Source organism: Burkholderia cepacia (assembly GCF_001718835.1).
GTDB classification, from domain to species: domain Bacteria; phylum Pseudomonadota; class Gammaproteobacteria; order Burkholderiales; family Burkholderiaceae; genus Burkholderia; species Burkholderia cepacia_F.
This window is the reverse complement of sequence record NZ_CP013444.1, coordinates 120,862-142,286: the sequence shown is the minus strand read 5'-3', so window position 1 is coordinate 142,286 and position 21,425 is coordinate 120,862. Positions and strand designations below refer to the sequence as shown.

Below are 21,425 nucleotides of genomic sequence, written 5' to 3'. Positions count from 1 at the left end.
GCCTCTACGCCGGCCGCGCCCTTTTCCGCTACAGTAAGCGCAGGGGCCGCGAATGCGGCCACACTTTCTTCAAGCACATGGGGTCGCGATGCATTCTCCACAAGCCTATAGCGCCGATGCGCCCACCCGCGCGGAGGTCGAAGCGCTCGCCGGCGCAACCGTCATCGAATTCGGCGCGAACTGGTGCGGGATCTGCCAGGGCGCGCAGCCCGCGATTCGCGACTCGTTTTCGGCGCACCCCGCGGTCCGGCATCTGAAAATCGAAGACGGTCCCGGCCGCCCGCTCGGCCGCTCGTTCGGCGTGAAGCTGTGGCCGACACTCGTCTTCCTGCGCGACGGTGTCGAGGTCGCGCGCGTCGTGCGCCCGGCCGACGCGAAGCAGATCGAAGCCGACGGCTTCGCCGCGCTCGCCTGAGCACATCGGTATTGCAACGATCATGAAACAGGCGATTCAACACGTTATCGTCGACGCACGCGGGCGCGGCCTCGTCGAATTCACGCCGCAGGTGCGCGCATTCGTCGACCAGCAGGCGATCCGCACCGGCCTGCTCACGGTGTTCTGCCGCCATACGTCGGCGTCGCTGCTGATCCAGGAGAACGCGGATCCGTCGGTGCAGCGCGATCTCGAACGCTACTTCGCGACGCTCGCACCGGAGGACGCCACGCGCTACGCGCACGACACCGAAGGGCCCGACGACATGCCCGCGCATCTGCGCACGGCGCTCACGCAGGTACAGCTGTCGATCCCGGTCGAGCACGGACGCATGGTGCTCGGCACGTGGCAGGGCATCTACCTGTTCGAGCATCGCCGCGCCGCGCACCGGCGCGACATCGTGCTGCATCTGATCGGGGAGTGAGGGCCCGTCGTTTGCGGTGGCCGAAGCGAGATGCCGTGAATGCGGGTACCGCAGGATCGAGGCCGTTGACGCAGGGTCACGCGCTTCGCGCGTGACGATCTAGCGGCCGACGAATGGAACCGCAGTGAACACCCACATTCCGATCAGAATCAACCACTCAATGGTGAACATTGCCTCGTCATATGCGTTGCGCGGTGCCGAGCGCCTCGCATAAACGATGTAGATCAACGTAAAGAGTGGCGTCACGACCCACGTGGCAACGGTGAATCCGAGGAATTCCATGAGTCCGGCGGCGAAGATTCCGCCGTCCTGTGCATACCAGTACGCGAAGCCGATCCACGGAAGCCACAATCCGATGAGGGTGGTAAGGGCGAGTTTGATCGCGCCGGATGACGGTCCAGAGTCGGCGTTCTCGGGATCTTCGGTCCCACCGCTGGCGTTATTCATCCCCATGGATCAGGGTTGACGTTTGCCACGGCCGCCGGCGGGTTTGCCGGCCGGCTTGCGCGATCCCGCAGCCGGCTTGCCCGCCGGTTTGCCGCGCGGTTTCTGCACGCTGAACGGGTTCCCGCTGGACGAACTTGTGCCTTTACCTGCGGCGACAGCACGCTGCGCCGCAGGCTTGCGTTTGTTTTCGCCACTTTGCGGGCGCGGTTTCTTGCTGAGCGCCTGCGTGGCGCCCGGCGCCGCTTGCGGCACTTTGGGCTTCTTCGGCTTTTTGGGCTTCTTGATGATCTGACCCGTCGCGCTGGTTTCCGGCACGCGGTGTTCGGCCTCGAAACCCGGCTCTTCCTCACGGCGCAGCGTTTGCCGGATCAGCGCTTCGATCGCGGCCAGTTGCGGCGCTTCGTCGGCACATACCAGGGACACCGCGACCCCGCTGGCGCCCGCGCGCCCGGTACGGCCGATCCGGTGCACATAGTCTTGCGCGACGATCGGCAGATCGACGTTGATCACCAGCGGCAGGTCGTCGATATCGAGCCCGCGCGCCGCCACGTCGGTGGCGACCAGCATCTGGACGTCGCCCGTCTTGAAGCGCTCCAGCGCCCGCAGGCGCGCGGGCTGCGGCTTGTCGCCGTGGATGGTGTCGACCGCATAACCCGCTTCGTCCAGCATGGCCGCCAGGTAATCCACGCCGTTGCGCGTCTTGACGAACACCAGCGCATGCTCCCACTTGTTCTCGGCCACGAGGTGCATGAAGAGGTCGGGCTTGTTCCGCTTGTCCACCGGCACCACCCACTGCTTGATCTTGCTGGCCGTGGCATTGGGCGGGCTGACGCTGATGTTGACCGGGCCGCGCAGAATGCTCGCCGCCATCGCGCGAATCTCGTCGCCGAACGTGGCCGAGAACAGCAGCGTCTGGCGCCGGGCCGGCAACGCGGCAAAAACCGCGTTCAGTTCGCGCGCAAAGCCGAGGTCCAGCATGCGGTCGGCTTCGTCCAGCACCAGCGTCTGCACCTGATCGAACTGCACCGCGTTCTGGCGATTGAGATCCAGCAACCGGCCCGGCGTGGCCACGAGCACATCCACGCCCTTGCGCAACTTCATCATCTGCGGATTGATGCTCACGCCGCCGTACGCGGCCAGGAATCGCAGGTCGAGGCCCTTGCCGTAAGCGATGAAGCTTTGCAGCACCTGTTCGGCCAGTTCCCGCGTGGGCACCAGCACCAGGACGCGCGCGCGGTTGCTGGACACCGCCGGGCCGTGCTGCACCAGCCGCTGCAACAGCGGCAGCGCGAAACCTGCCGTCTTGCCGGTGCCGGTCTGGGCCCCGGCCATCACGTCCTTGCCGTCGAGCACGGCAGGAATCGCCTTGGCCTGCACCGGCGTAGGAGCCTGGTAATTGAGGTCCTGCAGGTTACGCAGCAAGGGATCGATCAGGCCGAGCGAGGCAAAGGACATGGACGTATTCCGGGCTAAAACCGCAATTCTAGCGGTTGCCGCGCTGATTGCACCGGGCACCCCGCATCGCCACCCACCGTCCGAAACAAGGCCGAGGGAAAGTCGCGACGGCACGAACAGGAATGCTTATTTCCAATGCGTCGACTCCCAATCCGATTACTCGCCTGATCATGGCGTTCACCTAACATGCCGTGCCGCCCTCGACACGCAGAGTTTGGGTCGCGCCCCCGTGGGTGATTGTCAGGAAACCGGTTTGTTGGGTCGAATCGGCTTGCTCATTCGTGGCGCCATTCCTGAGAGTCTCGACCACCCGAGTGTTGCGCGAAGCATCTTCGAACACGTGGGTGTACCGGAGTACTCTCTCGGCGCTCGACTCATCCACCTTGCTTGCTGTCAAATGTACTCGGATGAGCGTGCCATCAATCCGAATGAAGCCGGTTCCTTCGGTATCCGAGCTACTATCGCGGAAAACGGCCCCGGCCGACTCCGGCGCCCCCACACGCGTCAATTCGGTCGTGCAGCCATTGAGCTCATTTTCACCGTCGTCGAGCGAAAGCGTATTGACTGCAAAGGCACGAGGCGACGGGCGTGTCGATGACTTACGCTGCTCCGTTTCAGCGTGATAAGTGGCGGCATGAGATGGCGTTGCCGAATGGTCGTTGCAGGCCGTGAGCGAGCTCGCTGCACCGCACAGCATCAGCAAGAGCGGGATGACTTTTATTCTTGACATCGATGGATGAGCCGAATTTTCTAAAATTTATATATTTAGTATTCCGTTATATCATCAAACTCAAGTAGCATCCGCATCCGCCATCGGTGGCGGATATGCGGAAGGCGACAGGTTTCGAATGACCATGCGGTCGAGTTCGGCTTGTGCCTGCGCAATTTTCGCATCGGCTGCGGCAATTTTCATTTGGTGGCGATAACGCGCCACGAGTACCGAACCGATTATCACGAGACCGAAAACGACATTCGCAACGGCAGGCGTATTGTCTGCCAGTTGACCGGCCACGGTACCTACGATCGCGCCGATAAGCACGCCGAACGCAGCAGCCAGGATGCCATCGACGATCCAGCTCTTCGAAGGGTATTTGAGCCGCGCAACGTTGATTGCGACAACGGCATCGACCATGCCGTCCACCTTGCCCTGTACGGCATCAAGCTGCTCCTCGATGACCTCCATCAGGTGGTTGGCATGCTCCTTGTCCGATTTGGCAAGCACACCGGCGCTGGAATAGGTTTGCAGGATGCGTTCCACTTCTTTCCACGTGGCTTCCAGATCGGTTGAAACCAGACCTTCTTCCCGCAGATGGCGCCAGCCGGTATCCACATCGTTGAGGTCGACGTAGGTGCCGTGCGATGCACAGCATTCGAATACCGCAAATGCCCGGCGCAGCTCGAGCTCCGTGGTGAAGTTGTCGTTCGCTCGCGACCGCTGGCTTTTCGCCATGTCGGTCGTCGAGTTGCCGGTTGATTCGCTGCGTTTTCCGAATCCGAATCCCATGCGCGTCCTTTGTTTGTCTGGAGGTCAGGATTCGACATGTTGAGATTTCCCGACCGACCAATTTTACGACGATTACATCTTCAGCTTCCAAACGTGCCAAGCCCGTTATTCACGATTCAAATCCTGCTCGCGGACAGGCCGAAGCATTCCCCGCATCGCCGCGCTATACTCCCCCCATGGATACGAACCCGACCTCGCTGAACCTGCATCGTTGGTGGCACGCCTGATTCCGGCGGCCCGTTTCCCCACGCATTTCGCAAACGTGATGCCGCCAGCCATGGCGGCATTTGCGTTTCAGCGCGCTGATGGCTGGTGGCATCCAAACCATGAGGCTCCAGTCCATGACACACGCAAACCACCCCGTTATCCTCACCGGCGACCGCACGACCGGCCCGCTGCACCTCGGCCACTACATCGGCTCGCTGCGCGCGCGCGTGCAGATGCAGCACGAAGCGAAGCAGTTCCTGCTGCTCGCCGATACGCAGGCGCTGACCGACAACGTCGGCCGGCATCAGAAAGTGACCGAAAACGTGATCGAAGTCGCGCTCGACTATCTCGCCGTCGGCATCGATCCGGCGATCTCGACGATCGTCGTGCAGTCGCAGGTGCCCGAGCTCGCCGAACTGTCGCAATACCTGCTCAACCTCGTCACGGTCGCGCGCCTCGAACGCAATCCGACCATCAAGGAAGAAATCCGCCTGCGCGGTTTCGAGCGCGACATCCCGGCCGGCTTCCTGACCTACCCGGTGAGCCAGGCGGCCGACATCACCGCGTTCAAGGCGACCCACGTGCCGGTCGGCGACGACCAGTTGCCGATGATCGAGCAGACCAACGAACTCGTGCGCCGCTTCAACAACACCGTCGACCGTCCGGTGCTGGTCGAATGCGAGGCCGTGCTGTCGGCGGTCACGCGGCTTCCGGGCATCGACGGCAAGGCGAAGATGAGCAAGTCGCTCGGCAACGCGATCACGCTCGGCTCGACGCCGGACGAGATCACGCAGGCCGTGAAGGACATGTACACGGACCCGAACCACCTGCGCGTGAGCGATCCCGGCCAGGTCGAGGGCAACGTCGTGTTCACGTTCCTCGATGCGTTCGAGCCGGACACGCAGAAGGTGGACGAGCTCAAAGCCCGCTATCGCCAAGGCGGACTGGGCGACAGCGTCGTCAAGCGCGTGCTGAACGAGCGGCTGCAGGCGCTGATCGAGCCGATTCGCGCACGCCGTCTCGAACTGGAGAATGACCGGGCCGAGGTGCTGGCGATCCTGCGTCACGGCACGATGCATGCGCGGGACGTGGCCGGCGCGACGCTGTCCGAGGTCAAGCGCGCGCTGGGTTTGACCTACTTCCAGAGCTGAACAGCGGTTTTCGGCCGAACTGACCGGCGACGTGAAGGTACTGATCGACGCTCGTGGCCGCGCCCGTTGGGCGCCGTCTCGGCATCGTCATTCGCCCATCTTGATCCCGTCCGCCCCGTCCCTTGGCCCGTGCCCCGTCCACCGCTTGAACGCGCGCCGGAAGTTGTGCGCGTCGCTGAACCCGACTTCGTGCGCGACGTCCTCGATCGACAGCCGCGGATTGCTCAGCAGCGTGAACGCGCGCTTGCGGCGGATCGTGTCGATCACCGTCTGGTACGACACGCCCTGGTCGGCGAGCCGCCGCCGCAGCGTGCGCTCGCTCATGCACAGCTGCGCGGCGATCGCCGCGAGCGACGGCGCGTGCCGCAGGTCGCGCCGCATGATCCGTTCGATCGATTCGAGAAATTCGGTGCCTTCGGGTTCGGGCGGCAGCGCGTCCTGCAGGAATTCGAGCACCTGGCGATGCGCGAGCGGATCGTGGGTCGCGATCGCCCGATCGCCCCACGCGGCATCGAACGCGAACAGGTTCTGCTCCTGTTCGAACCGCACCGGGCACGGGAACACGCGCATATAGTGCACCGCGTAGTCGGGCCGCGGGTAGCTGAGATCGACGACCTTCGGCTGGAACGCGGGGCCGACGAGCGAGCGCCCGATCTTCATGAAGCTGCCGAACGCCTCCTCGACGAGGAATGCCTCGATGTCGGGCTCGAGGAAGACGTTGGTCGCGCGGACCGACAGCGTGCGCGCATCCGACATCACGTCGAAGCGCATCAGCGGCCCCGTGTGGCGCTGCAGCCGCATGCCCACTGCGATCGCATCCTTGACGGTGGGGCTCGTCAGCATCGCATAGCCGACCAGCCCGATCGACGCGATCGTCTCGCTCGTGCCGAGTTCGAGGCCGAGCGCCCGCCCCGGCGCCATCTCGAGCGCGCGGCGGATCATCGTGCTCGCCTGGCGCAATGAAATCCGGCACGACGGATTCGACAGGTCCGCGACGTCGAAGCCGAGCCCGAGGCACAGCCGCGTGGGGTCGATGCCCAGTTCCTTGCTTGTCTCCGCGAGGCACCGCAACAGATGGACCGGCAGATTCGCCGTCGTATAACGGTCGGTATCGTCCATGGATGCTCCGTATTTTTTTCCATGGATTGTACTCGTCCCGCCCGGCCGGGGCGCCTCCGCCGCCTCGGCCATCACCCGTCGGTTCCGCTCAGAAGTAGTGACGCAGGCCGACCGTCGCGCCGAGCTGCGTGGTGGCGGTGCTCGGCGCCTGCCCGTTCACGCCGACCAGTTGCGCGCCGACCAGCCCGCCGCGGTAGATCGCGTAGTCGACTTCCGCATAGAGCATGCTGCGCTTCGACAGGCTGTAGCCGGCGATCACCTGGAACTGGCGCGCACGGCCGTCGAAATCCGCCGTATAGCCGGACTGCTGCGTCCACCACGCGTTGACGGCCGCCGTGAACGCCGACGTGAAGCGGTAGGTCAGCCCCGCGAGCGCCATCTTGCGGCGGCGGAACCCGCCGGGCACCGTCGGGTCGACCACCTGCGCGGGCGAGATGATGCCGAGCCCCGCCAGATCGGTCGGGCTGAACGGGCCGTTCTCGAACGACGTGAAGTCGTTGTCGCGCGCGTTCTCGATGTAGCCGGCGTTGACGGTCGCGTTGCCGATCGTCACCGAGCCGCCGCCCGTGTAGATGTCGAATTTCCCGTGCGTGACGTCGTCCCAGCTGCGCATGAACGATGCGCCGACCGTGAACGGCCCCTTGTCCGGCGCATACGCGGCGGCCGCGCCGAGCTGGCCGCCGCGCACGCCGCCGCCCGCGTGGCCGCCCGGCGCGTATTGCGCGAGCAGGTAGAAGCTGCCGAGCTGCGCGCCGTACTGGATCATGTTGCTGGTGCGCGCGCCCGCGAGCATCGTCTGCTCCGGCTTGAACAGGTTGAAGTACGGGTCCTGCGGGCCGGCCCACAGGTTCGAGCCATAGGTCAGCGACACCATCTCGAACGGCACGTTGTACTGGCGCCCGAGCGAGAGCTGGCCGAGCGACGTCGACGTCAGCCCCACGTACGCGACCTGGAAGAAATTCGGCGAGCCGGCCGGCACGATGGCGCCGCTGTTGGGGCCGAAGTGGCTTTCGACGTTGAACTGCGCGGACAACCCGCCGCCCAGGTCCTCATTGCCCTTGAGCCCCCAGTAGCTTTCCGTCAGGCCGCCGCCGTCGGCCATCGAGATCTTGCGGCCCGTCGACACCGGCGTGCCGTCGGCGCCGTAGGACACGCCGTGCGTTTCGTAGCGGATGCCCGCATCGATCACGCCGTACAGCGTCACGTTGCCTTGCGCGTGCGCACCCGTACCGGCCAGGACCATCATCGCGCAGCACGCGGCGCGAACGCTATCGTGACGATTCATGCTTCTGGACTCCGCATCGAACAGGGGACGGACGGCTCGCACCGTCGGGAACGACTGTAGAAAGCCAAATTTGCACGGGCCAAGGCCGCGGCGGCCATTCTGGTGGTGCGTCGCGGCCACGGCATGGCGCACTGCGGTCAGGGCGCCGCGCCGGCCACGGCAGCGGGTGCCGCGCGGCGCAGCGCCAGCCGCACGAACGGGGCGGCGGCCAGCACGGCCACGCACAGCACGTGGGCGACGTGCGTGCCGCCGAAGCGGCCGAGCAGCGCGCCGGACAGCGCGGTGCCGATGCCGGCCGCGAAGAACGTGACGACGAGCGTGCGCGCGACCAGCGAGCCGTCCGGGTCGACGTCGGACAGCATGCCGGTGAGGAACGGCACGATCACGAAGAACGCACTGTTCAGCACGAACTGGCTCAGGAAGTACGCGCTGCCGCCGCGCGCGCCGAAGAACCATTCGATCGACGCGATCATCGCGAGCTGCGCGGCCCAGATCAGCGCGAGGCGGTGCTTGTGGCTGGCCGGATGCGACGGTATCGCCGCGCCGACGAAGCCGAGCAGCGACGACACCGACAGCAGCACGCCGATCGTCGTCGGCGACAGCCCGGCACGCTCGCCGACGAAGCCGGCGATCGCCCATTGCGACGCCTGCACGCCATAGACGAGCGCCGTCACGACCCAGATCGCGACGATCGGGCGCCAGGGCAAACTGCCGTCGTGCGTCCGCGCCTGGACCGGCTGCGCCGCGAACGCGTCGATGCCGCGGATCGCGGGCGCCAGCACGGCGACGACCGCGGCCAGCAGCGCGAACACCCAGCGCCCCAGCCACGCGGCCGGCAGCGCTGAGATCAGCACGAGGATGCCGCCGTTGATGACACCCGCGAGCAAGTTGATTTGCCCCCACAGGCGGTCGGTCGATGCGCGCTGCGACACGCCGGACGCAACGACGACGAACAGCATCCCCTCGAACAGCCCCGTCATCCCGCGCGCCGCGCCGGCCGACACGATGCCGGGCGCGACCGCGCCGAGCGCCTGGCCGGCGATCGCGCCGGTCAGCCCGGCCAGCGTGAACGGCCGCGCGGCGCGCGCGATCCGGTGCGACAGCAGCGCACAACTGATCGCGATGCCGAGGATCTCGGCGCTGACGAGCGCGGTCGCGGTGCCTTCGTCGAGCCGGAAGCGCGTCATCACCGCCGCGACGAGGAACGGCGACAGGATCAGGCCGTTGGTGGCGGCCGCGAACGCGAGCGCCAGGCGGACGACGGCGCCGGTCGACGGATCGGGACGCGACCGGCCGGCGGAATCGAAAGCGGTTGATCTCATCTGCTCTCCTGATAAATAGGTCCGATCCATCGCGAGCGGCGCAAATGCACCGCCCGCTATACACCGAACAGATCACGCAGGTACGGGGTCAGGAAGCGGCCGTGCGGGTCCATCCGTTCGCGCAGCGCGAGGAAATCGTCCCAGTGCGGGTAGCACGTCGCCAGCTCGGCCGCCTTCATCGCATGCACCTTGCCCCAGTGCGGCCGCCCGCCGTGATTGCGGCAGATGGCCTGCACGCCCGAGAAATACGCGTCGAACGGCATCCCGCGATACTGGTGCGCCGAGATGCGCACGCTGTCGCGTCCGTAGTCGGGGCTCAGCCAGATGTCGTCGCCGCGCACCCAGCGGTATTCGATCGGGAACATCAGCGGGAAGCTGCGGCGCGCGATGAAGTCGCGGATTTCGCGCAGCGCGTCGGCGCCGCGCTCGGCCGGCACCGACCATTCCATTTCGTTGAAGCGCACGCGGCGCACCGTCGACAGCATCGCGTAACTCGCATCCACGTGCCGGCCGGCCGACACGGTCGACGCGCACAGCCGGCTCAGCGCCGGGCACAGCGACGGCACGCGCCGGCCGAGCCCGCACAGCGCGCCGAACACCGTGTTCTCGAGGAACGCTTCGGCGGCGCGGCCGGCCCGGTGCGCGGCGTCGATCGCCTCGTCGGTCATGTCCCACGCCTTGGTCAGCACGGTGTCCGTATGCGGGAACCAGTAGAACTCGAACGAGCGATGCTTCGCGATCAGCGTGTCCGCCTGCGCGAGACAATCGTCGAGGCGCATGCCGCCGCGCTCGAGACGCAGCTTGAACGCGGGCACGAGGCGCAGGCCGATCTCGGTCAGCACGCCGAGCGCGCCGAGCCCGATCCGGCCGCCGGCGAACAGCTCGGGATGCGTGTCGGCGCTCGCGCGGATCTCGCTGCCGTCCGCGCACAAGAAGGTCAGGCTGTCGATCTGCGTCGCCAGGTTGCCGAGCGTGATGCCGGTGCCATGCGTGCCGGTGCTGGTCGCGCCGGCGATCGACTGCACGTTGATGTCGCCGAGGTTCTCCATCGCGAGGTCGTGCGCGGCGAGCGCCGGGCCCAGCGCCCACAGCCGCGTGCCGGCATGCACGCGCGCGACGCGCCGGTCGCGGTCGACGTCGATCACGCCCTGCATCGCGTCGAGCGACAGGATCACGTCGTCGGTCTGCACGAGCGGCGAGAACGAGTGACCGGCGCCGGCCGCGCGCACGGTGGCGCCGGCTGCCGCCGCGTCGCGCAACACGGCAGCCAGCGCGTCGCGCGTCGCCGGTGTCGAGACGGTGGCCTTAGGACTGCGTACGTATCCGGACCAGTTGCGCCACATGAAGGTTTCCTTGTCGATTGCGTGTTATCTGAAATGCCGCCTAGAAAAAGCTCTTGCCTTCGCCGCGATAGGTGGGCGCCTCGCCGACCACGCGGCCGCCGCGGATCAGCAGCAGCGTGTTGAAGCGCTCGCACAGTTCGCCGGCCTTCGCGTGGCGGAACAGGATCGGATCGCCGATCGCCGGTGCGACGCCGCGCGGCACGCGCACGGGTGTCTGCACCTCGCCCGCGCCTTCGTTGTCGATCAGCGTGCAGCCGGCCGGCAGCCACGGCCGCGGCAGCCGGCTCTTGCCGGCCGGGCCCGATGCGATGTAGCCGCCGCCCGAGCAGGTCACGATGCCGGGCTGCGGAATCCGCACGACCGGCAGCGCGAAGCCGGCGGCCGGTTGCACATGAAACGCCGCGTAGTGATCGAACAGCGCCGGCGCGTAGAGGCCGGAGCCGGCGGCGAGCTCGGTGACCGACACGTCGCCGAGCGTGCTTTCGAAGCTGCCGGTGCCGCCGCCGTTCACGAAGCGCAGCGTGTGGCCCGCCGCCGCGAGCGCCTGCACGGCCGCGTGGCGGCGCGCGTTGATCTCGCGCGCCGAGCGGCGCTTCAGGTGGCGCACCAGCGCGTTGCGCGCGCCGCTGCCCGGCGCCGTGTCGGCCACGCCGGCGATCTGGCCTTCGTAACCCATCAGCCCGTCGAGCCGCACGCCCTGCCGCCGGGCGATGTCGTGCGCGAGCGCAACGGCGCCGGCGACGTCGCGCACCGGCGAGCGGTACATGCCGAAATACAGGCCCGGATACGCGGACGACATGTCGAGATCGATCGCGAGCGGAAACACGACGCCTTCGGCGCGCGCGAACCGGTCGATGCGCTCGACCTGCGCGGCGTCGTCGACCATCAGTGTGATCGCACGATGCTGCCGCAGTTGTGCGGCGACTGCGCGCAGATCCGCGGGCTCGACGGTCGGATAGGCGACGACGATGTCGTCGAACCCGCCGTCCGCGAGCCATGCGGCTTCTCCCGCGGAATAGCACAGCAGCCCCTGCATGAACGGGCCGGCGGCGAGCACCGCGCCGATCAGGTCGCGCGAGCGTACCGATTTCGTCGCGAGCCGGATCGGCAGGCCGCGCGCGCGGCGCTTCAGGTCGGCGAGGTTCGCGTCGAGGCGGTCGAGATCGACGAACGCCGCCGGCAGTGCGCGGCCCGCGAGCGCGTCGCGGTAGTACCGGTAATCGTGCGCGGCGGGTAACGCCCGGCGCGGCGTGTCTGCACGGCTCATCGACCTGGCTCGGACAAGGGGGAAGGCACTTTGCGCATCGACCGTCGATGCGCGCGGGAAATCAGCATAGGGCCAACCGCGGCGCGGCCCAAGCGCTCAGCGGGTCGTTCGACGGGTCTTATCCGGCCAATCGCATCGCGCGCACGCCCGCACGACCGGCCGTCCGCACGCGGCTGGACCGCCGCTTGCTTGGCACGGCGACGCGCATGAACCGCCGGTCCGCGTCGCGCGCCGCACGGGCATGGCGCGCGTTGTCGCGCCGCAACGCGCGCGACGCGCGGCGCGTTCGCGCGGATCGAATCGGCGCGCCTGGCCGGCGTCCGTCTAGTGGATGGGTTCTAGCGCCGGTTTTGACGACCAGCGGGTTTCGACCTAGAACCCAGTCGCGATGCCCCCGACGGAGAGCGGCATGAAACCCCAGCGAAACGGCGTGAACAAGAACCGGACATTCTGGCGACGCGCCGGCGCGGTTGCAGCAATCGCCGCCGCCGTTGCAATTTGGCGATACGAATCGCCGACTCAGGCGGCCGCGTCGCCCGCAAACTCGGGCGCGGTCGCGAACGCAGCGCGGGCCGCGGCCGACACGCCCGCCCCAACCACGGTCGCGCCCGGGCCGGCGGAACGCCGGCTCGATCTCGATGCGCTGCGCCGCAGCCTCGCGGGCCGTCCGGATGCGGACGCGGAAGTGAAGCGCATCGTCGCATTCGCGCGCTTTCGCGACGAAATCGCGGCGTACGGCAACGGCCGCGACCGCCTGCCGCCCGCCGAACGCGCGGCGCTGGCCCGCCGAATCCTCGACGAACTTCCCGACCACGTCGCACGCAACGAGATCGTACCCGTGCAGGCCGAAGCGCTGAGCGCGGCGCTGCTGGCCGACACCGAAGCCGACCCGGCGACGCGCAGCGCGGCGATCCGGTCGATGCGCGCGCAATGGGACACCTATGCGCGGCGGACGGTCGGCCCCTCGCCGGCGCAGGACCCGCGTTACCAGGACTACGCGCGACAAAGCCGCGACATCGTCCTGCAAGTGCAGGCCAGCGTGCCCGATCCCGACCAGCAGCAGGCCGTCATCGCGCAACGCCTGCAGGCGCTGCGCGTCCAGCTGTTCGACGGCGCTTCACCGTCCGGCGTGCACTGAGCGCCGGACGCCCGACGCCGCGCCGGGACGCGGCGAGACCACGTCGCATTCATCGAAATGGAGGGGGCATGTTCACAGCGAACCATCTGCGCGGACTCGCGCTCGCGGGCCTGTTGGGCTGCGCGGCGCTCAACGGCCAGGCGGCCGATACGACGATGCCGGATCCGTCGGTTCCTTATTATTCGTGGTACGAAGTGACGTTGCCCGAGAGCACCGGTGCATCGTGCGGCAACGGCACGCCGATGCGCTTCTACATCAATCGCGCGCAGTCGGACAACCTGCTGTACATGATGGAGCCGGGCGGCGCGTGCTGGGACTACGGCACCTGCACGCAGACGTCGACCGGTGCCGAGGCCGGCCTCGGCGGCTTCAACCCGGACGGCATCCCGCACAACTACATGAACGGCACCGCGAACGAGAGCCTGCTGTCGTCGTTCCTGTCGCCGCTGCTGACGCGCATGGATCTCGCGCACATTCTCGTCGGCGAGCCGAAGGTCGAAACGCAGCAATGGACACAGGTTTTCGTGCCCTATTGCACCGGAGATATCCACATGGGCAGCGCGGTGCGCAACTACACGTCGCCGTCCGGCGACTGGCGCCTGCAGCACTACAGCGGGCTGAAGAACATCCAGGCCGTCGCGCAGTGGCTGACGTCGCACGGCTTCGGCAAGCCGAACCGGCTGCTCGTGTACGGGATGAGCGCGGGCGGCTACGGCACGCTCGCGAACTACGCGACGCTGCGCAACACGCTGCAGCCGCAGGCGCACAGTTCGCTGCTCGACGACGCCGGCACGGTGTTCAACACGCCGTTCGACGCCGACCCGGCGACCTCTCCGTCAGTGGGCCTGTACAGCAGGGTGCGCGACGAATGGGGGATGACGGGCCCCGACGGGATGATCACCGTGAACAGCCGGCTGACCCGCAACTTCGATCCCGGCAATCTCGGCAGCGCGTACGCTGCGTTGGCGGCGACGTTCCCGCATGACCGCTTCGGCTATTCGACGTATCAGCGCGACAAGATCGAGGCGGCCTACCATTACCGCGCGTTCGTGCCGGCCGTGATCGCGGCGCCGGATGACGCGACGAAGGACGCGCTGTCGCTCGCGATGTTCGGGAAGGAGCTGGACGGGCTGAAGCAGACGCTGAACCCGTTGCCGAACTTCGGCTACTTCATGCCGTGGGCGCGCAACGACTTCATCCAGAATCACCAGGTCACGGTGGTCAGCTTTACGGGATCGGTGATTCGCGAGAACGGCATCGACGCGGACGTCGGGAACTTCGTCGCCGACCTGCTGAACCAGCAGGACCCGGCCGATACGCCGGTGATGAAGGCGTTCCGCACGCAACAGTGGTCGGATTTCACGTTCTCGACGTTTCTCGCGTGGATCGACAGCGTGTTCAACCTGACCGGCGAAGCGGGGCCGATCTCGGGGCACCGAGCCTGACGAGCACGTCATGGAAAAAACGCAGTGACGGGATGGACGAGCTCCGCTAGCGTGTCACCACGCCGATCAAAACGGCACGCGGCGACGTAGTGTGACAACGTCGTCGGAAGGGGGCGATCTCATGCATTCCAGGCATCCCGTTACCGCGTCGTCGGCCGCACTTGCCGGCGCCCCCTCCACACAAGCCCACGGCGTCGCGCCCGGCGCACCGGGCGCGGCAGGCGGCTGGAATCCGGCGAACAAGCACGGCTTCGGCACCTCGACGACGCTTGAAAGCAAGGTCTGGTTCACGCTCGGCAGCGCCGGCCTCGACGAGATCTATTACCCGCGCCTCGACACGCCGAGCGTGCGCGACCTGCGGTTCGTGGTCTCGGACGGCAAGACCTTCGCGGAACGCGTCACCGATCATGCGACGCACGAGACGACATTGATCGACGCGGACGGCCTCACCTACCGTCAGATCGACGTCGACGACACCGGCCGCTACCGGCTGACGACGACGTACGTAACGGACCCGGCACGCCCGGTGGTGCTCGTCGACGTCACGTTCGAATCGCTCGACGGACGGCCCTATCACGTCTACGCGCTGCTGAACCCCGCGCCCGGCAATGCGCTGACGAACACGACCGGCGAGACGAACGGCACGACGCTGACCGCGCGCAACGGCAACGTCGCGACCGCGTTCGCGTCGAATCCGCCCTTTACCCGCCTGTCGAACGGCTATGCCGGCGCCAGCGACGGCTGGCAGGACATCGGCCGGCACTTTTGCATAACCCGTGCCTATGCGTGCGCGCCGCGAGGCAATGTCGTGCAGACCGGCCAGACGCCGCTCGACGGCATGACGCGCACGCACGTCACGCTCGCGATCGGGTTCGGCGGCGACACCGCGCAGGCGGCCAGCAACGCGCAATGCGCACTGGCCGACGGATTTGCATCGACGGCCGGCCGGTATGCGGAAGGCTGGCATCGCTACCTGCAGTCGCTCGAGCCGGCGCCGGCGAGCGCGGCCGGCCACTTCCGCCTGTACAACGCGGCCGTGATGATCCTCGCCGCGCATGAGGACAAGACCTGGCGCGGCGCGTTTGTCGCTTCGCCTTCGATGCCCTGGGCGTGTGGCGCAGCGCTCGACCATCCGTCCGGGCCATACCATCTCGTCTGGGCGCGGGACCTCTACCAGATTGCGACCGCGCTGATCGCCGCGGGCGACCGCCGCGCCGCCGAGCGCGCGCTGGACTGGCTGTTCATGACGCAGCAGAAAGCCGACGGCGCGTTCCCGCAGAACTCGCAGGTCGACGGCACGCCGTACTGGCGCGGGCTGCAGATGGACGAAGTGTCGTTTCCGATCGTGCTGGCCTGGCAGTTGCAGCGCTTCGACGAGCCGACGTATCTGAATCACATCAGGAAGGCCGCCGATTTCGTCGTCGCGACAGGGCCGTACACGCCGGCGGAGCGCTGGGAGAATCAGGGGGGTTACTCGCCGGCCGCCATCGCGGCCCAGATCGCCGGCCTCGTCGCCGCGGCGGATATCGCGCGCCGCAACGGCGATGCGGCGTCGGCCGCAACCTATGCGGCCACGGCGGACGCGTGGCAGCGCAACGTGGAATCATGGACGGCGACCTGCACGGGCCCGTACTCGCGCTCGCCGTACTACCTGCGGCTGACCAAGGACCGGCGTCCCGATGCCGCCACGGCGTACGCCATCAGCGACAGCGGTCCGGACGGCATCGACCAGCGCGCGGTGGTCGACCCGAGCTTCCTCGATCTCGTCAGGCTGGGCGTGAAGCCGGCCGACGATCCGGTGATCCTGAACAGTCTCGCGGTGATCGACGCGCAACTGGGCGTGGCCACGCCGAACGGCATGTTCTGGCATCGCTACACCTTCGACGGCTATGGCGAGCGGCGCGACGGCGGCGCATGGCGCATGGACCTTCCGGCCGGCAGTCGATTGACGATCGGCCGCGCGTGGCCGATCTTCGCGGGCGAGCGCGGCGAGTACGAGCTGGCCGCGAACCGGCCCGATCTCGCGCGGTCGCGCCTCGACGCGATGGCGGCAAGCGCGAACGACGGGCTGATGCTGCCGGAGCAGGTCTGGGATCGGCAGGCGCCGTCGGGGCAGCCAGGTTTCGCCCCGGGAACCGGCACGACGTCGGCGACGCCGCTCGCGTGGACCGCGGCCCAGTTCGTGCGCCTTGCGTGGTCGATCGACTGCGGTGCGCCCGTGGCGATGCCGTCCATCGTCGCGAGCCGGTATGCCGGGAGGTGCAAGGATGACGACGAGGACTGACCGCTCGGCAGCCGTCCGAATGCGCTGCATCAACTCGCCGCTGCGCCGGCTCGGCCGACCAAAAACCACGTGCGCAACTCGCCCATTCCCTTCGCCGCGATCGTGCCGCGCGCCTCGCAGACGAACGGATCGCCCAGCCGCTCGCGCGTGGCCTCCGTCAGTTGCACGCGCCCTGCCACGCCATGCGACTCCATCCTGCTCGCGAGGTTGACGGCCATCCCCCACAAGTCGTAGATGAACTTGCGTTTCCCGATCACGCCGGCCACGACCTCCCCGCTGTTGATGCCGATCCGCAATTGCAGGTTGCAGCGTCTCAGCGCGTTGAAGCGGGCCAGCGCATCGATCATGTCGAGCGCCATATGCGCGGCCCGCTCCGCGTGGTCGGCCACCGGGACGGGCAGCCCCGCAGCCGCCATGTACGCGTCGCCGATGGTCTTGATCTTCTCGAGGCCGCGCGCGTCGGCGATGTGATCGAACTCGGTGAAGATCTCGTTGAGCATTTCGACGAGTTGTTCGGGGCGCATCCCCGCCGAAAAGCAGGTGAAATCGACGAGATCCGCGAACAACACCGACACCTCGGGAAACCGGTCCGCGATCACTTCCGGGAAACTGTCGGCGATGTCGTCGACATGGGCCTTCAGGCGCTCGGCGATCGGAGAAGGCAGCATGTTGAGCAGCAGCCGTTCGGAGACCTTCTGCTCGGCCACGACCTTCGCATACAGGCCCTTCAGCTCGTCGCTCTGTTCGCGAATCAGCTCGCGGCTCGCCTCCACTTCGCGCACCTTCTGTTCGAGCGCCTTGCCGTAGTCGCGCAACGCCCGATGCAGCAGGCGCACTTCCAGCATGTTGTGAACCCGCATCAGCACTTCGGCCAGATCGAACGGCTTGCTGATGAAGTCCTTCGCACCGGCCTGCAATGCGCGCAATTTATGGGTCGGCTGGGCGGTAATCACGATGACCGGCAGATAGCTGTCCGCCTCGATCTCCTTCAGGCTCTCCATCACCTGAAAGCCGTCGATGCCGGGCATCTGGAGATCGAGCAGGATCAGGTCGTAGCCGTTCCGGCGGTGCAGCTCGCACACGGCGCCGGCATCCGTCGTCGACGCGACATGCGTATAGCCCGCCCGATGCAGAATCTGCGCGAGCAACAGGATATTGGCCTCCAGATCGTCGACGACCAGAATCCTGGCGTCGAGGATGGCTGACGAATCGATCATGGTGCGCAGCCCCGCATCATCGCTTTCCTTCCGCAAACGCAATCGCTTCGGCCAGCGCATGCATGAAAGGCTCGATCCGGATCGGCTTCGTCAGATAGCGGAAGAAGCCCGCCTTCAGGCCCTGGTCGATGTCGCGCGGCATCGCATTCGAACTGAGCGCCACGACCGGAATCCCCGCCGTTTCGGGCTGGCTGCGCAACAGGCCCAGCGCGTCGACGCCGCTGATGTCGGGCAGGTTGATGTCCATCAGGATCACCCGCGGCAGCGCGCTGCGCGCCAGCGCCACGCCGAGTTGCCCGGTCGCCGCGCTGAGCATGCGCAGGTCCGCGCGCCGCGCGAGCAGTTGCTCGACCAGCGTCCGGTTGGCCGCATTGTCCTCGATGTAGAGCACGGTATGAGCGGGCGCCTCGGCGGCCGTCTCGGCAGTCGCGCGTTCGGCTGACGCGGCAGGCCCGGCGTCGCCCAGCGCGGCGGCTTCCGGGGCGGACGCCGCATCGAGCTCGATCCAGAACACGCTGCCCTTCCCGATGGTGCTGTCGGCGCCGATGACGCCCCCCATCAGTTCCGTCAGCCGCTTCGCGACGACCAGCCCGATGCCCGTGCCCTCCTCGCCGCCGGCGTCCTGTCCCAGGCGATTGAACGGCTGGAAGAGCTGGGCCAACTGCCCCTGCGACAAGCCCGGGCCCGTGTCGCGCACGCTGACGCGAATCCGGCCGGGCGCGCGCAGGTCGCAATCGACGTCGACCGCGCCCGACGCCCGGTTGTATTTGATTGCATTCGACAGCAGGTTGAGCAGGATCTGCCTGAAGCGCGTCCGGTCCGCGCGAACATGGCAATGCGGTTCGACATCGGGAAAGCTCACACGAATGCCGCGTTGCCGCGCCTGCGGCTCGATCATCGATTCGCATTCGCGCAAGGCGTCACTCAACGCAACGGCTTCCGGCGCGATCGCGACTTGCCCGGATTCGATTTTCGCCAGGTCGAGCACGTCGTTGATCAACTCGAGCAGATGCCATCCCGCCCGCAGGATCTGGTCGATGCTCGCCTGCTGCGACGGCGTCGGCGGCGGCGAATCGGACGCCATGAGCTGCGCGAAGCCGAGGATCGCGTTGAGCGGGCTGCGCAGCTCGTGGCTCATGCTGGACAGGAAATCGGACTTCGCGCGGTTCGCGCGCTCCGCGGCGGCCCTCGCCTGCTTCAGGTCTTCGATATCGGTCTCGGTGCCGAACCACTTGACGATCTTTCCGTCGTGATCCCGGAACGGCAACGCGCGACAGAGAAACCATCGATAAGCGCCGTCGGAAGCCCGTCTCAGCCGATATTCGATCTCGAACTCGACGCCGCTCCGGATCGCGCGCGTCCACGTATCGATCGCGAGTTGCAAATCGTCCGGGTGAAGGAAGGATTCCCAGCCCTGCGCCTGGGCCTGCTCGAGCGTGACGCCGCCATAGCTGAGCCCCCGGCAGTTCATGTAGTCGACCCAGCCGTCCGGATCGGCCGTCCACACGATATGGGGGATCGCATCCGCGAGTGACCTGAAGCTCCGTTCCCCCTCGATGGCTTCGACCTCTCGAGGGGGAAATTGAGCAGATGAATGAGCACGACGCATTCGCATGATCTTTTCCCGGATGAGCACGGGCGCCCTTTCAGTTTAGGCTCGAGCGAACCGAAGAGGGCGACGCCGGCACGGAAACCGGCGCCTGACGCCGATACCGATACCGATACCGACGCCGAGCCGGTCGTTTAAGATCACGAATCAATTTCGCGCTTTGATCCGGGCGGCCTCAAATCTGAAGTGCAACACTCTCGCCATCCGGTAATGTCCGCGAATGGCAAAGAGAACGTACCAACAACTGCAACCTGAAGAACGTATGCGAATCGATTTCTGGCGGGACGAAGGCTTGAGCTTGCGGGCGATCGCCCGCAAGCTCAAGCGCGCGCCGTCGACGCTCAGTCGCGAGTTGGCCCGCAATACCCAATCCAACGGCCTGTACTGCCCGCGCGCCGCGCAGGCATCTCGCGACGCGCGCCGACAGGCTGGACGGCCGGATCCGAAGCTCGCACCAGATTCGATCCTTTGGGGCCTCGTTCGTCGCTTGCTTTGCGAACGTCAGTGGTCGCCGCAGGAAATCGCCGGTACTCTGAAGCGTGTCTTTCCCGACGACCCGAGCCTGCACGTGTCCCACGAAACGATTTACAACGCCATCTACGCCCAGCCTCGCGGCGAGTTGCGCCGCGAACTGATTGCCTGCCTGCGCCAGCATCGCAACAAACGCCTGCCGCGATCGCGTGGCGCCGATCGGCGCGCGACGATTCCCGACATGATCAGCATCCACGTGCGTCCGCCCGAAATCGATGATCGCCTCATGCCGGGCCATTGGGAGGGCGACCTTATCAAGGGTGCCGAGAACAAATCGTCGGTGGCCGTGTTGGTCGAACGCATGAGCCGCGCCGTCCTGCTGGCGAAGATGCCCGACGCGACGGCCGCTTCGGCGCTGGCCGCGTTCACGACCAAGCTGCAATCGCTCGTCGAACCGCTGCGCCAGACGCTGACCTACGATCAAGGTCGCGAGATGGCGCGACACGCCGAACTGAGCGCCGCGACCAATGTGCGCGTCTATTTCTGTGATCCGCACAGCCCTTGGCAACGCGGCACCTGCGAAAACACCAACGGCCTGCTGCGGCAGTACCTGCCAAAAGGCACTGATTTGTCCGTCTACTCTCAAGATGACCTCGACGCCATTGCCGACAAACTCAATACCCGACCGCGCGCCACACTGAACTGGCACACCCCTCTGGAAATCCTTGCCCAAGTCCTGGCTAACCCCATAGACCGGCTTCCCGTTCAGTAACCCGCGAGGTGTTGCACTTCGCCCTTGAAACCGCCCCGTTTCAGCGCGCGAGCATTACCGCGATTGCATCGCTTCAAAAAGCGCCTACCCAATAGAACTGTCAGGAGACGGCGAGCCTTCTAATTCCTAGAATTCGATTTGGGCGAGCCAACCATCCAGTCACCCGCACCACAAGAGCAAAGCTCGGCCACGGCATCTTTTTTTCATTCACCGTTGAACAAAGGAATATCGCCACGTCTACCAATCAATTCGACGAAATCCGCGCACGCGCGAAAGCCGCAGGCGGGTTGGTACAGGTCAAGTCCATTCAAGTCGCTTATACGTTTTCCGGAAGCAATGGACCGGAGTTCTTTCAATTCATGTTCAATAGCGACGACGGCAACGCCGTTGTCAACGTCAAGCCTACCGATACCGCTTTGCTGACTCAAATTGGCAACGCGATTGCCGTGCTCGGGCAGAAGCAGAAGGTCGAAGCGCTGGTGGAGGATCAGCAGCTCACTTACCTCGTCACGTTTCCGTCGTAGCAGCTAGC

The 21,425-nt window shown here is 66.5% G+C and carries 19 protein-coding genes; 8 read left to right on the top strand and 11 right to left on the bottom strand.

Annotated elements, in window-relative coordinates:
• Positions 1-88: 88 nt before the first annotated feature.
• Positions 89-415, top strand: a complete 327-nt coding sequence (locus tag WT26_RS21110; protein WP_069273864.1) for a thioredoxin family protein — start codon at positions 89-91, stop codon at positions 413-415.
• Positions 416-437: 22 nt separating this feature from the next.
• Entirely contained in the window at positions 438-857 is a 420-nt protein-coding gene (locus WT26_RS21105) for a secondary thiamine-phosphate synthase enzyme YjbQ (RefSeq protein ID WP_069273863.1), read from the top strand.
• 99 nt (positions 858-956) lie between these two features.
• On the opposite strand, the gene WT26_RS21100 is transcribed toward WT26_RS21105, so the two are convergent.
• From WT26_RS21100 to WT26_RS21085, 4 genes are all read right to left on the bottom strand, one after another.
• Entirely contained in the window at positions 957-1,304 is a 348-nt protein-coding gene (locus WT26_RS21100; protein ID WP_059826623.1) for a hypothetical protein, read from the bottom strand.
• A 9-nt stretch (positions 1,305-1,313) separates the two neighbouring features.
• On the bottom strand, positions 1,314-2,759 hold the full coding sequence (locus WT26_RS21095) for a DEAD/DEAH box helicase (RefSeq protein ID WP_069273862.1): 1,446 nt from the start codon (positions 2,757-2,759) through the stop codon (positions 1,314-1,316).
• Positions 2,760-2,940: 181 nt separating this feature from the next.
• On the bottom strand, positions 2,941-3,489 hold the full coding sequence (locus tag WT26_RS37435) for a hypothetical protein (protein ID WP_155123159.1): 549 nt from the start codon (positions 3,487-3,489) through the stop codon (positions 2,941-2,943).
• A 60-nt stretch (positions 3,490-3,549) separates the two neighbouring features.
• Entirely contained in the window at positions 3,550-4,263 is a 714-nt protein-coding gene (locus WT26_RS21085; protein ID WP_069273861.1) for a hypothetical protein, read from the bottom strand.
• A gap of 341 nt (positions 4,264-4,604) precedes the next feature.
• Between WT26_RS21085 and trpS the strand changes: the two genes are divergently transcribed.
• Positions 4,605-5,621: a tryptophan--tRNA ligase gene (trpS, locus tag WT26_RS21080; protein ID WP_069273860.1), complete on the top strand. Its 1,017-nt coding sequence runs from the start codon at positions 4,605-4,607 to the stop codon at positions 5,619-5,621.
• 87 nt (positions 5,622-5,708) lie between these two features.
• Here the strand turns inward: trpS and WT26_RS21075 are convergent, their stop codons facing one another.
• The 5 genes from WT26_RS21075 to WT26_RS21055 all read right to left on the bottom strand — a co-directional run bounded on the left by WT26_RS21075 (position 5,709) and on the right by WT26_RS21055 (position 11,957).
• Positions 5,709-6,740, bottom strand: coding sequence for an AraC family transcriptional regulator (locus WT26_RS21075; RefSeq protein WP_069273859.1), 1,032 nt, complete (start codon positions 6,738-6,740; stop codon positions 5,709-5,711).
• Positions 6,741-6,828: 88 nt separating this feature from the next.
• Positions 6,829-8,025 (bottom strand): porin, encoded by a 1,197-nt coding sequence (locus WT26_RS21070; RefSeq protein WP_059730381.1) that lies wholly within the window; start codon positions 8,023-8,025, stop codon positions 6,829-6,831.
• 137 nt (positions 8,026-8,162) lie between these two features.
• Entirely contained in the window at positions 8,163-9,347 is a 1,185-nt protein-coding gene (locus WT26_RS21065; protein ID WP_069273858.1) for an MFS transporter, read from the bottom strand.
• 56 nt (positions 9,348-9,403) lie between these two features.
• The gene (locus WT26_RS21060) at positions 9,404-10,690 is read right to left on the bottom strand and encodes a D-arabinono-1,4-lactone oxidase (RefSeq protein ID WP_069273857.1); all 1,287 of its coding nucleotides are present in this window, start codon (positions 10,688-10,690) and stop codon (positions 9,404-9,406) included.
• A gap of 40 nt (positions 10,691-10,730) precedes the next feature.
• Complete coding sequence (locus WT26_RS21055; RefSeq protein ID WP_069273856.1) at positions 10,731-11,957, bottom strand: amino acid deaminase/aldolase; 1,227 nt, start codon at positions 11,955-11,957, stop codon at positions 10,731-10,733.
• Positions 11,958-12,387: 430 nt separating this feature from the next.
• Between WT26_RS21055 and plcR the strand changes: the two genes are divergently transcribed.
• The 3 genes from plcR to WT26_RS21040 all read left to right on the top strand — a co-directional run bounded on the left by plcR (position 12,388) and on the right by WT26_RS21040 (position 16,824).
• Positions 12,388-13,095 (top strand): phospholipase C accessory protein PlcR, encoded by a 708-nt coding sequence (plcR, locus tag WT26_RS21050; protein WP_069275101.1) that lies wholly within the window; start codon positions 12,388-12,390, stop codon positions 13,093-13,095.
• 68 nt (positions 13,096-13,163) lie between these two features.
• The gene (locus WT26_RS21045; RefSeq protein ID WP_069273855.1) at positions 13,164-14,540 is read left to right on the top strand and encodes a pectin acetylesterase-family hydrolase; all 1,377 of its coding nucleotides are present in this window, start codon (positions 13,164-13,166) and stop codon (positions 14,538-14,540) included.
• 121 nt (positions 14,541-14,661) lie between these two features.
• Complete coding sequence (locus WT26_RS21040) at positions 14,662-16,824, top strand: glycoside hydrolase family 15 protein (RefSeq protein WP_069271805.1); 2,163 nt, start codon at positions 14,662-14,664, stop codon at positions 16,822-16,824.
• A 29-nt stretch (positions 16,825-16,853) separates the two neighbouring features.
• On the opposite strand, the gene WT26_RS21035 is transcribed toward WT26_RS21040, so the two are convergent.
• A complete protein-coding gene (locus WT26_RS21035) occupies positions 16,854-18,041 on the bottom strand; it encodes an adenylate/guanylate cyclase domain-containing protein (protein ID WP_060153178.1) in 1,188 nt (395 codons plus the stop codon).
• Positions 18,042-18,057: 16 nt separating this feature from the next.
• Positions 18,058-19,650, bottom strand: coding sequence for an ATP-binding protein (locus WT26_RS21030; protein WP_080485813.1), 1,593 nt, complete (start codon positions 19,648-19,650; stop codon positions 18,058-18,060).
• Positions 19,651-19,870: 220 nt separating this feature from the next.
• On the opposite strand from WT26_RS21030, the gene WT26_RS21025 reads away from it, so the two are divergent.
• Together WT26_RS21025 and WT26_RS21020 are read left to right on the top strand one after the other, a co-directional pair.
• Positions 19,871-20,893, top strand: a complete 1,023-nt coding sequence (locus WT26_RS21025; protein ID WP_059807745.1) for an IS30 family transposase — start codon at positions 19,871-19,873, stop codon at positions 20,891-20,893.
• 359 nt (positions 20,894-21,252) lie between these two features.
• Positions 21,253-21,417, top strand: a complete 165-nt coding sequence (locus WT26_RS21020) for a hypothetical protein (RefSeq protein ID WP_155123157.1) — start codon at positions 21,253-21,255, stop codon at positions 21,415-21,417.
• The last annotated feature ends 8 nt before the right edge of the window (positions 21,418-21,425 follow it).

What these genes read in the sequence shown, in the direction of transcription:
- WT26_RS21100 (WP_059826623.1), bottom strand. Translation starts at nt 1,304, where the DNA reads ATGAATAACGCCAGCGGTGGGACCGAAGATCCCGAGAACGCCGACTCT.
- WT26_RS21035 (WP_060153178.1), bottom strand. Translation starts at nt 18,041, where the DNA reads ATGATCGATTCGTCAGCCATCCTCGACGCCAGGATTCTGGTCGTCGAC.
- WT26_RS21045 (WP_069273855.1), top strand. Translation starts at nt 13,164, where the DNA reads ATGTTCACAGCGAACCATCTGCGCGGACTCGCGCTCGCGGGCCTGTTG.
- WT26_RS21075 (WP_069273859.1), bottom strand. Translation starts at nt 6,740, where the DNA reads ATGGACGATACCGACCGTTATACGACGGCGAATCTGCCGGTCCATCTG.
- WT26_RS21085 (WP_069273861.1), bottom strand. Translation starts at nt 4,263, where the DNA reads ATGGGATTCGGATTCGGAAAACGCAGCGAATCAACCGGCAACTCGACG.
- WT26_RS21065 (WP_069273858.1), bottom strand. Translation starts at nt 9,347, where the DNA reads ATGAGATCAACCGCTTTCGATTCCGCCGGCCGGTCGCGTCCCGATCCG.
- WT26_RS21055 (WP_069273856.1), bottom strand. Translation starts at nt 11,957, where the DNA reads ATGAGCCGTGCAGACACGCCGCGCCGGGCGTTACCCGCCGCGCACGAT.
- WT26_RS21020 (WP_155123157.1), top strand. Translation starts at nt 21,253, where the DNA reads ATGTTCAATAGCGACGACGGCAACGCCGTTGTCAACGTCAAGCCTACC.
- WT26_RS37435 (WP_155123159.1), bottom strand. Translation starts at nt 3,489, where the DNA reads ATGTCAAGAATAAAAGTCATCCCGCTCTTGCTGATGCTGTGCGGTGCA.
- trpS (WP_069273860.1), top strand. Translation starts at nt 4,605, where the DNA reads ATGACACACGCAAACCACCCCGTTATCCTCACCGGCGACCGCACGACC.
- WT26_RS21060 (WP_069273857.1), bottom strand. Translation starts at nt 10,690, where the DNA reads ATGTGGCGCAACTGGTCCGGATACGTACGCAGTCCTAAGGCCACCGTC.
- WT26_RS21105 (WP_069273863.1), top strand. Translation starts at nt 438, where the DNA reads ATGAAACAGGCGATTCAACACGTTATCGTCGACGCACGCGGGCGCGGC.
- WT26_RS21070 (WP_059730381.1), bottom strand. Translation starts at nt 8,025, where the DNA reads ATGAATCGTCACGATAGCGTTCGCGCCGCGTGCTGCGCGATGATGGTC.
- WT26_RS21025 (WP_059807745.1), top strand. Translation starts at nt 19,871, where the DNA reads ATGGCAAAGAGAACGTACCAACAACTGCAACCTGAAGAACGTATGCGA.
- WT26_RS21040 (WP_069271805.1), top strand. Translation starts at nt 14,662, where the DNA reads ATGCATTCCAGGCATCCCGTTACCGCGTCGTCGGCCGCACTTGCCGGC.
- WT26_RS21095 (WP_069273862.1), bottom strand. Translation starts at nt 2,759, where the DNA reads ATGTCCTTTGCCTCGCTCGGCCTGATCGATCCCTTGCTGCGTAACCTG.
- WT26_RS21110 (WP_069273864.1), top strand. Translation starts at nt 89, where the DNA reads ATGCATTCTCCACAAGCCTATAGCGCCGATGCGCCCACCCGCGCGGAG.
- WT26_RS21030 (WP_080485813.1), bottom strand. Translation starts at nt 19,650, where the DNA reads ATGCGTCGTGCTCATTCATCTGCTCAATTTCCCCCTCGAGAGGTCGAA.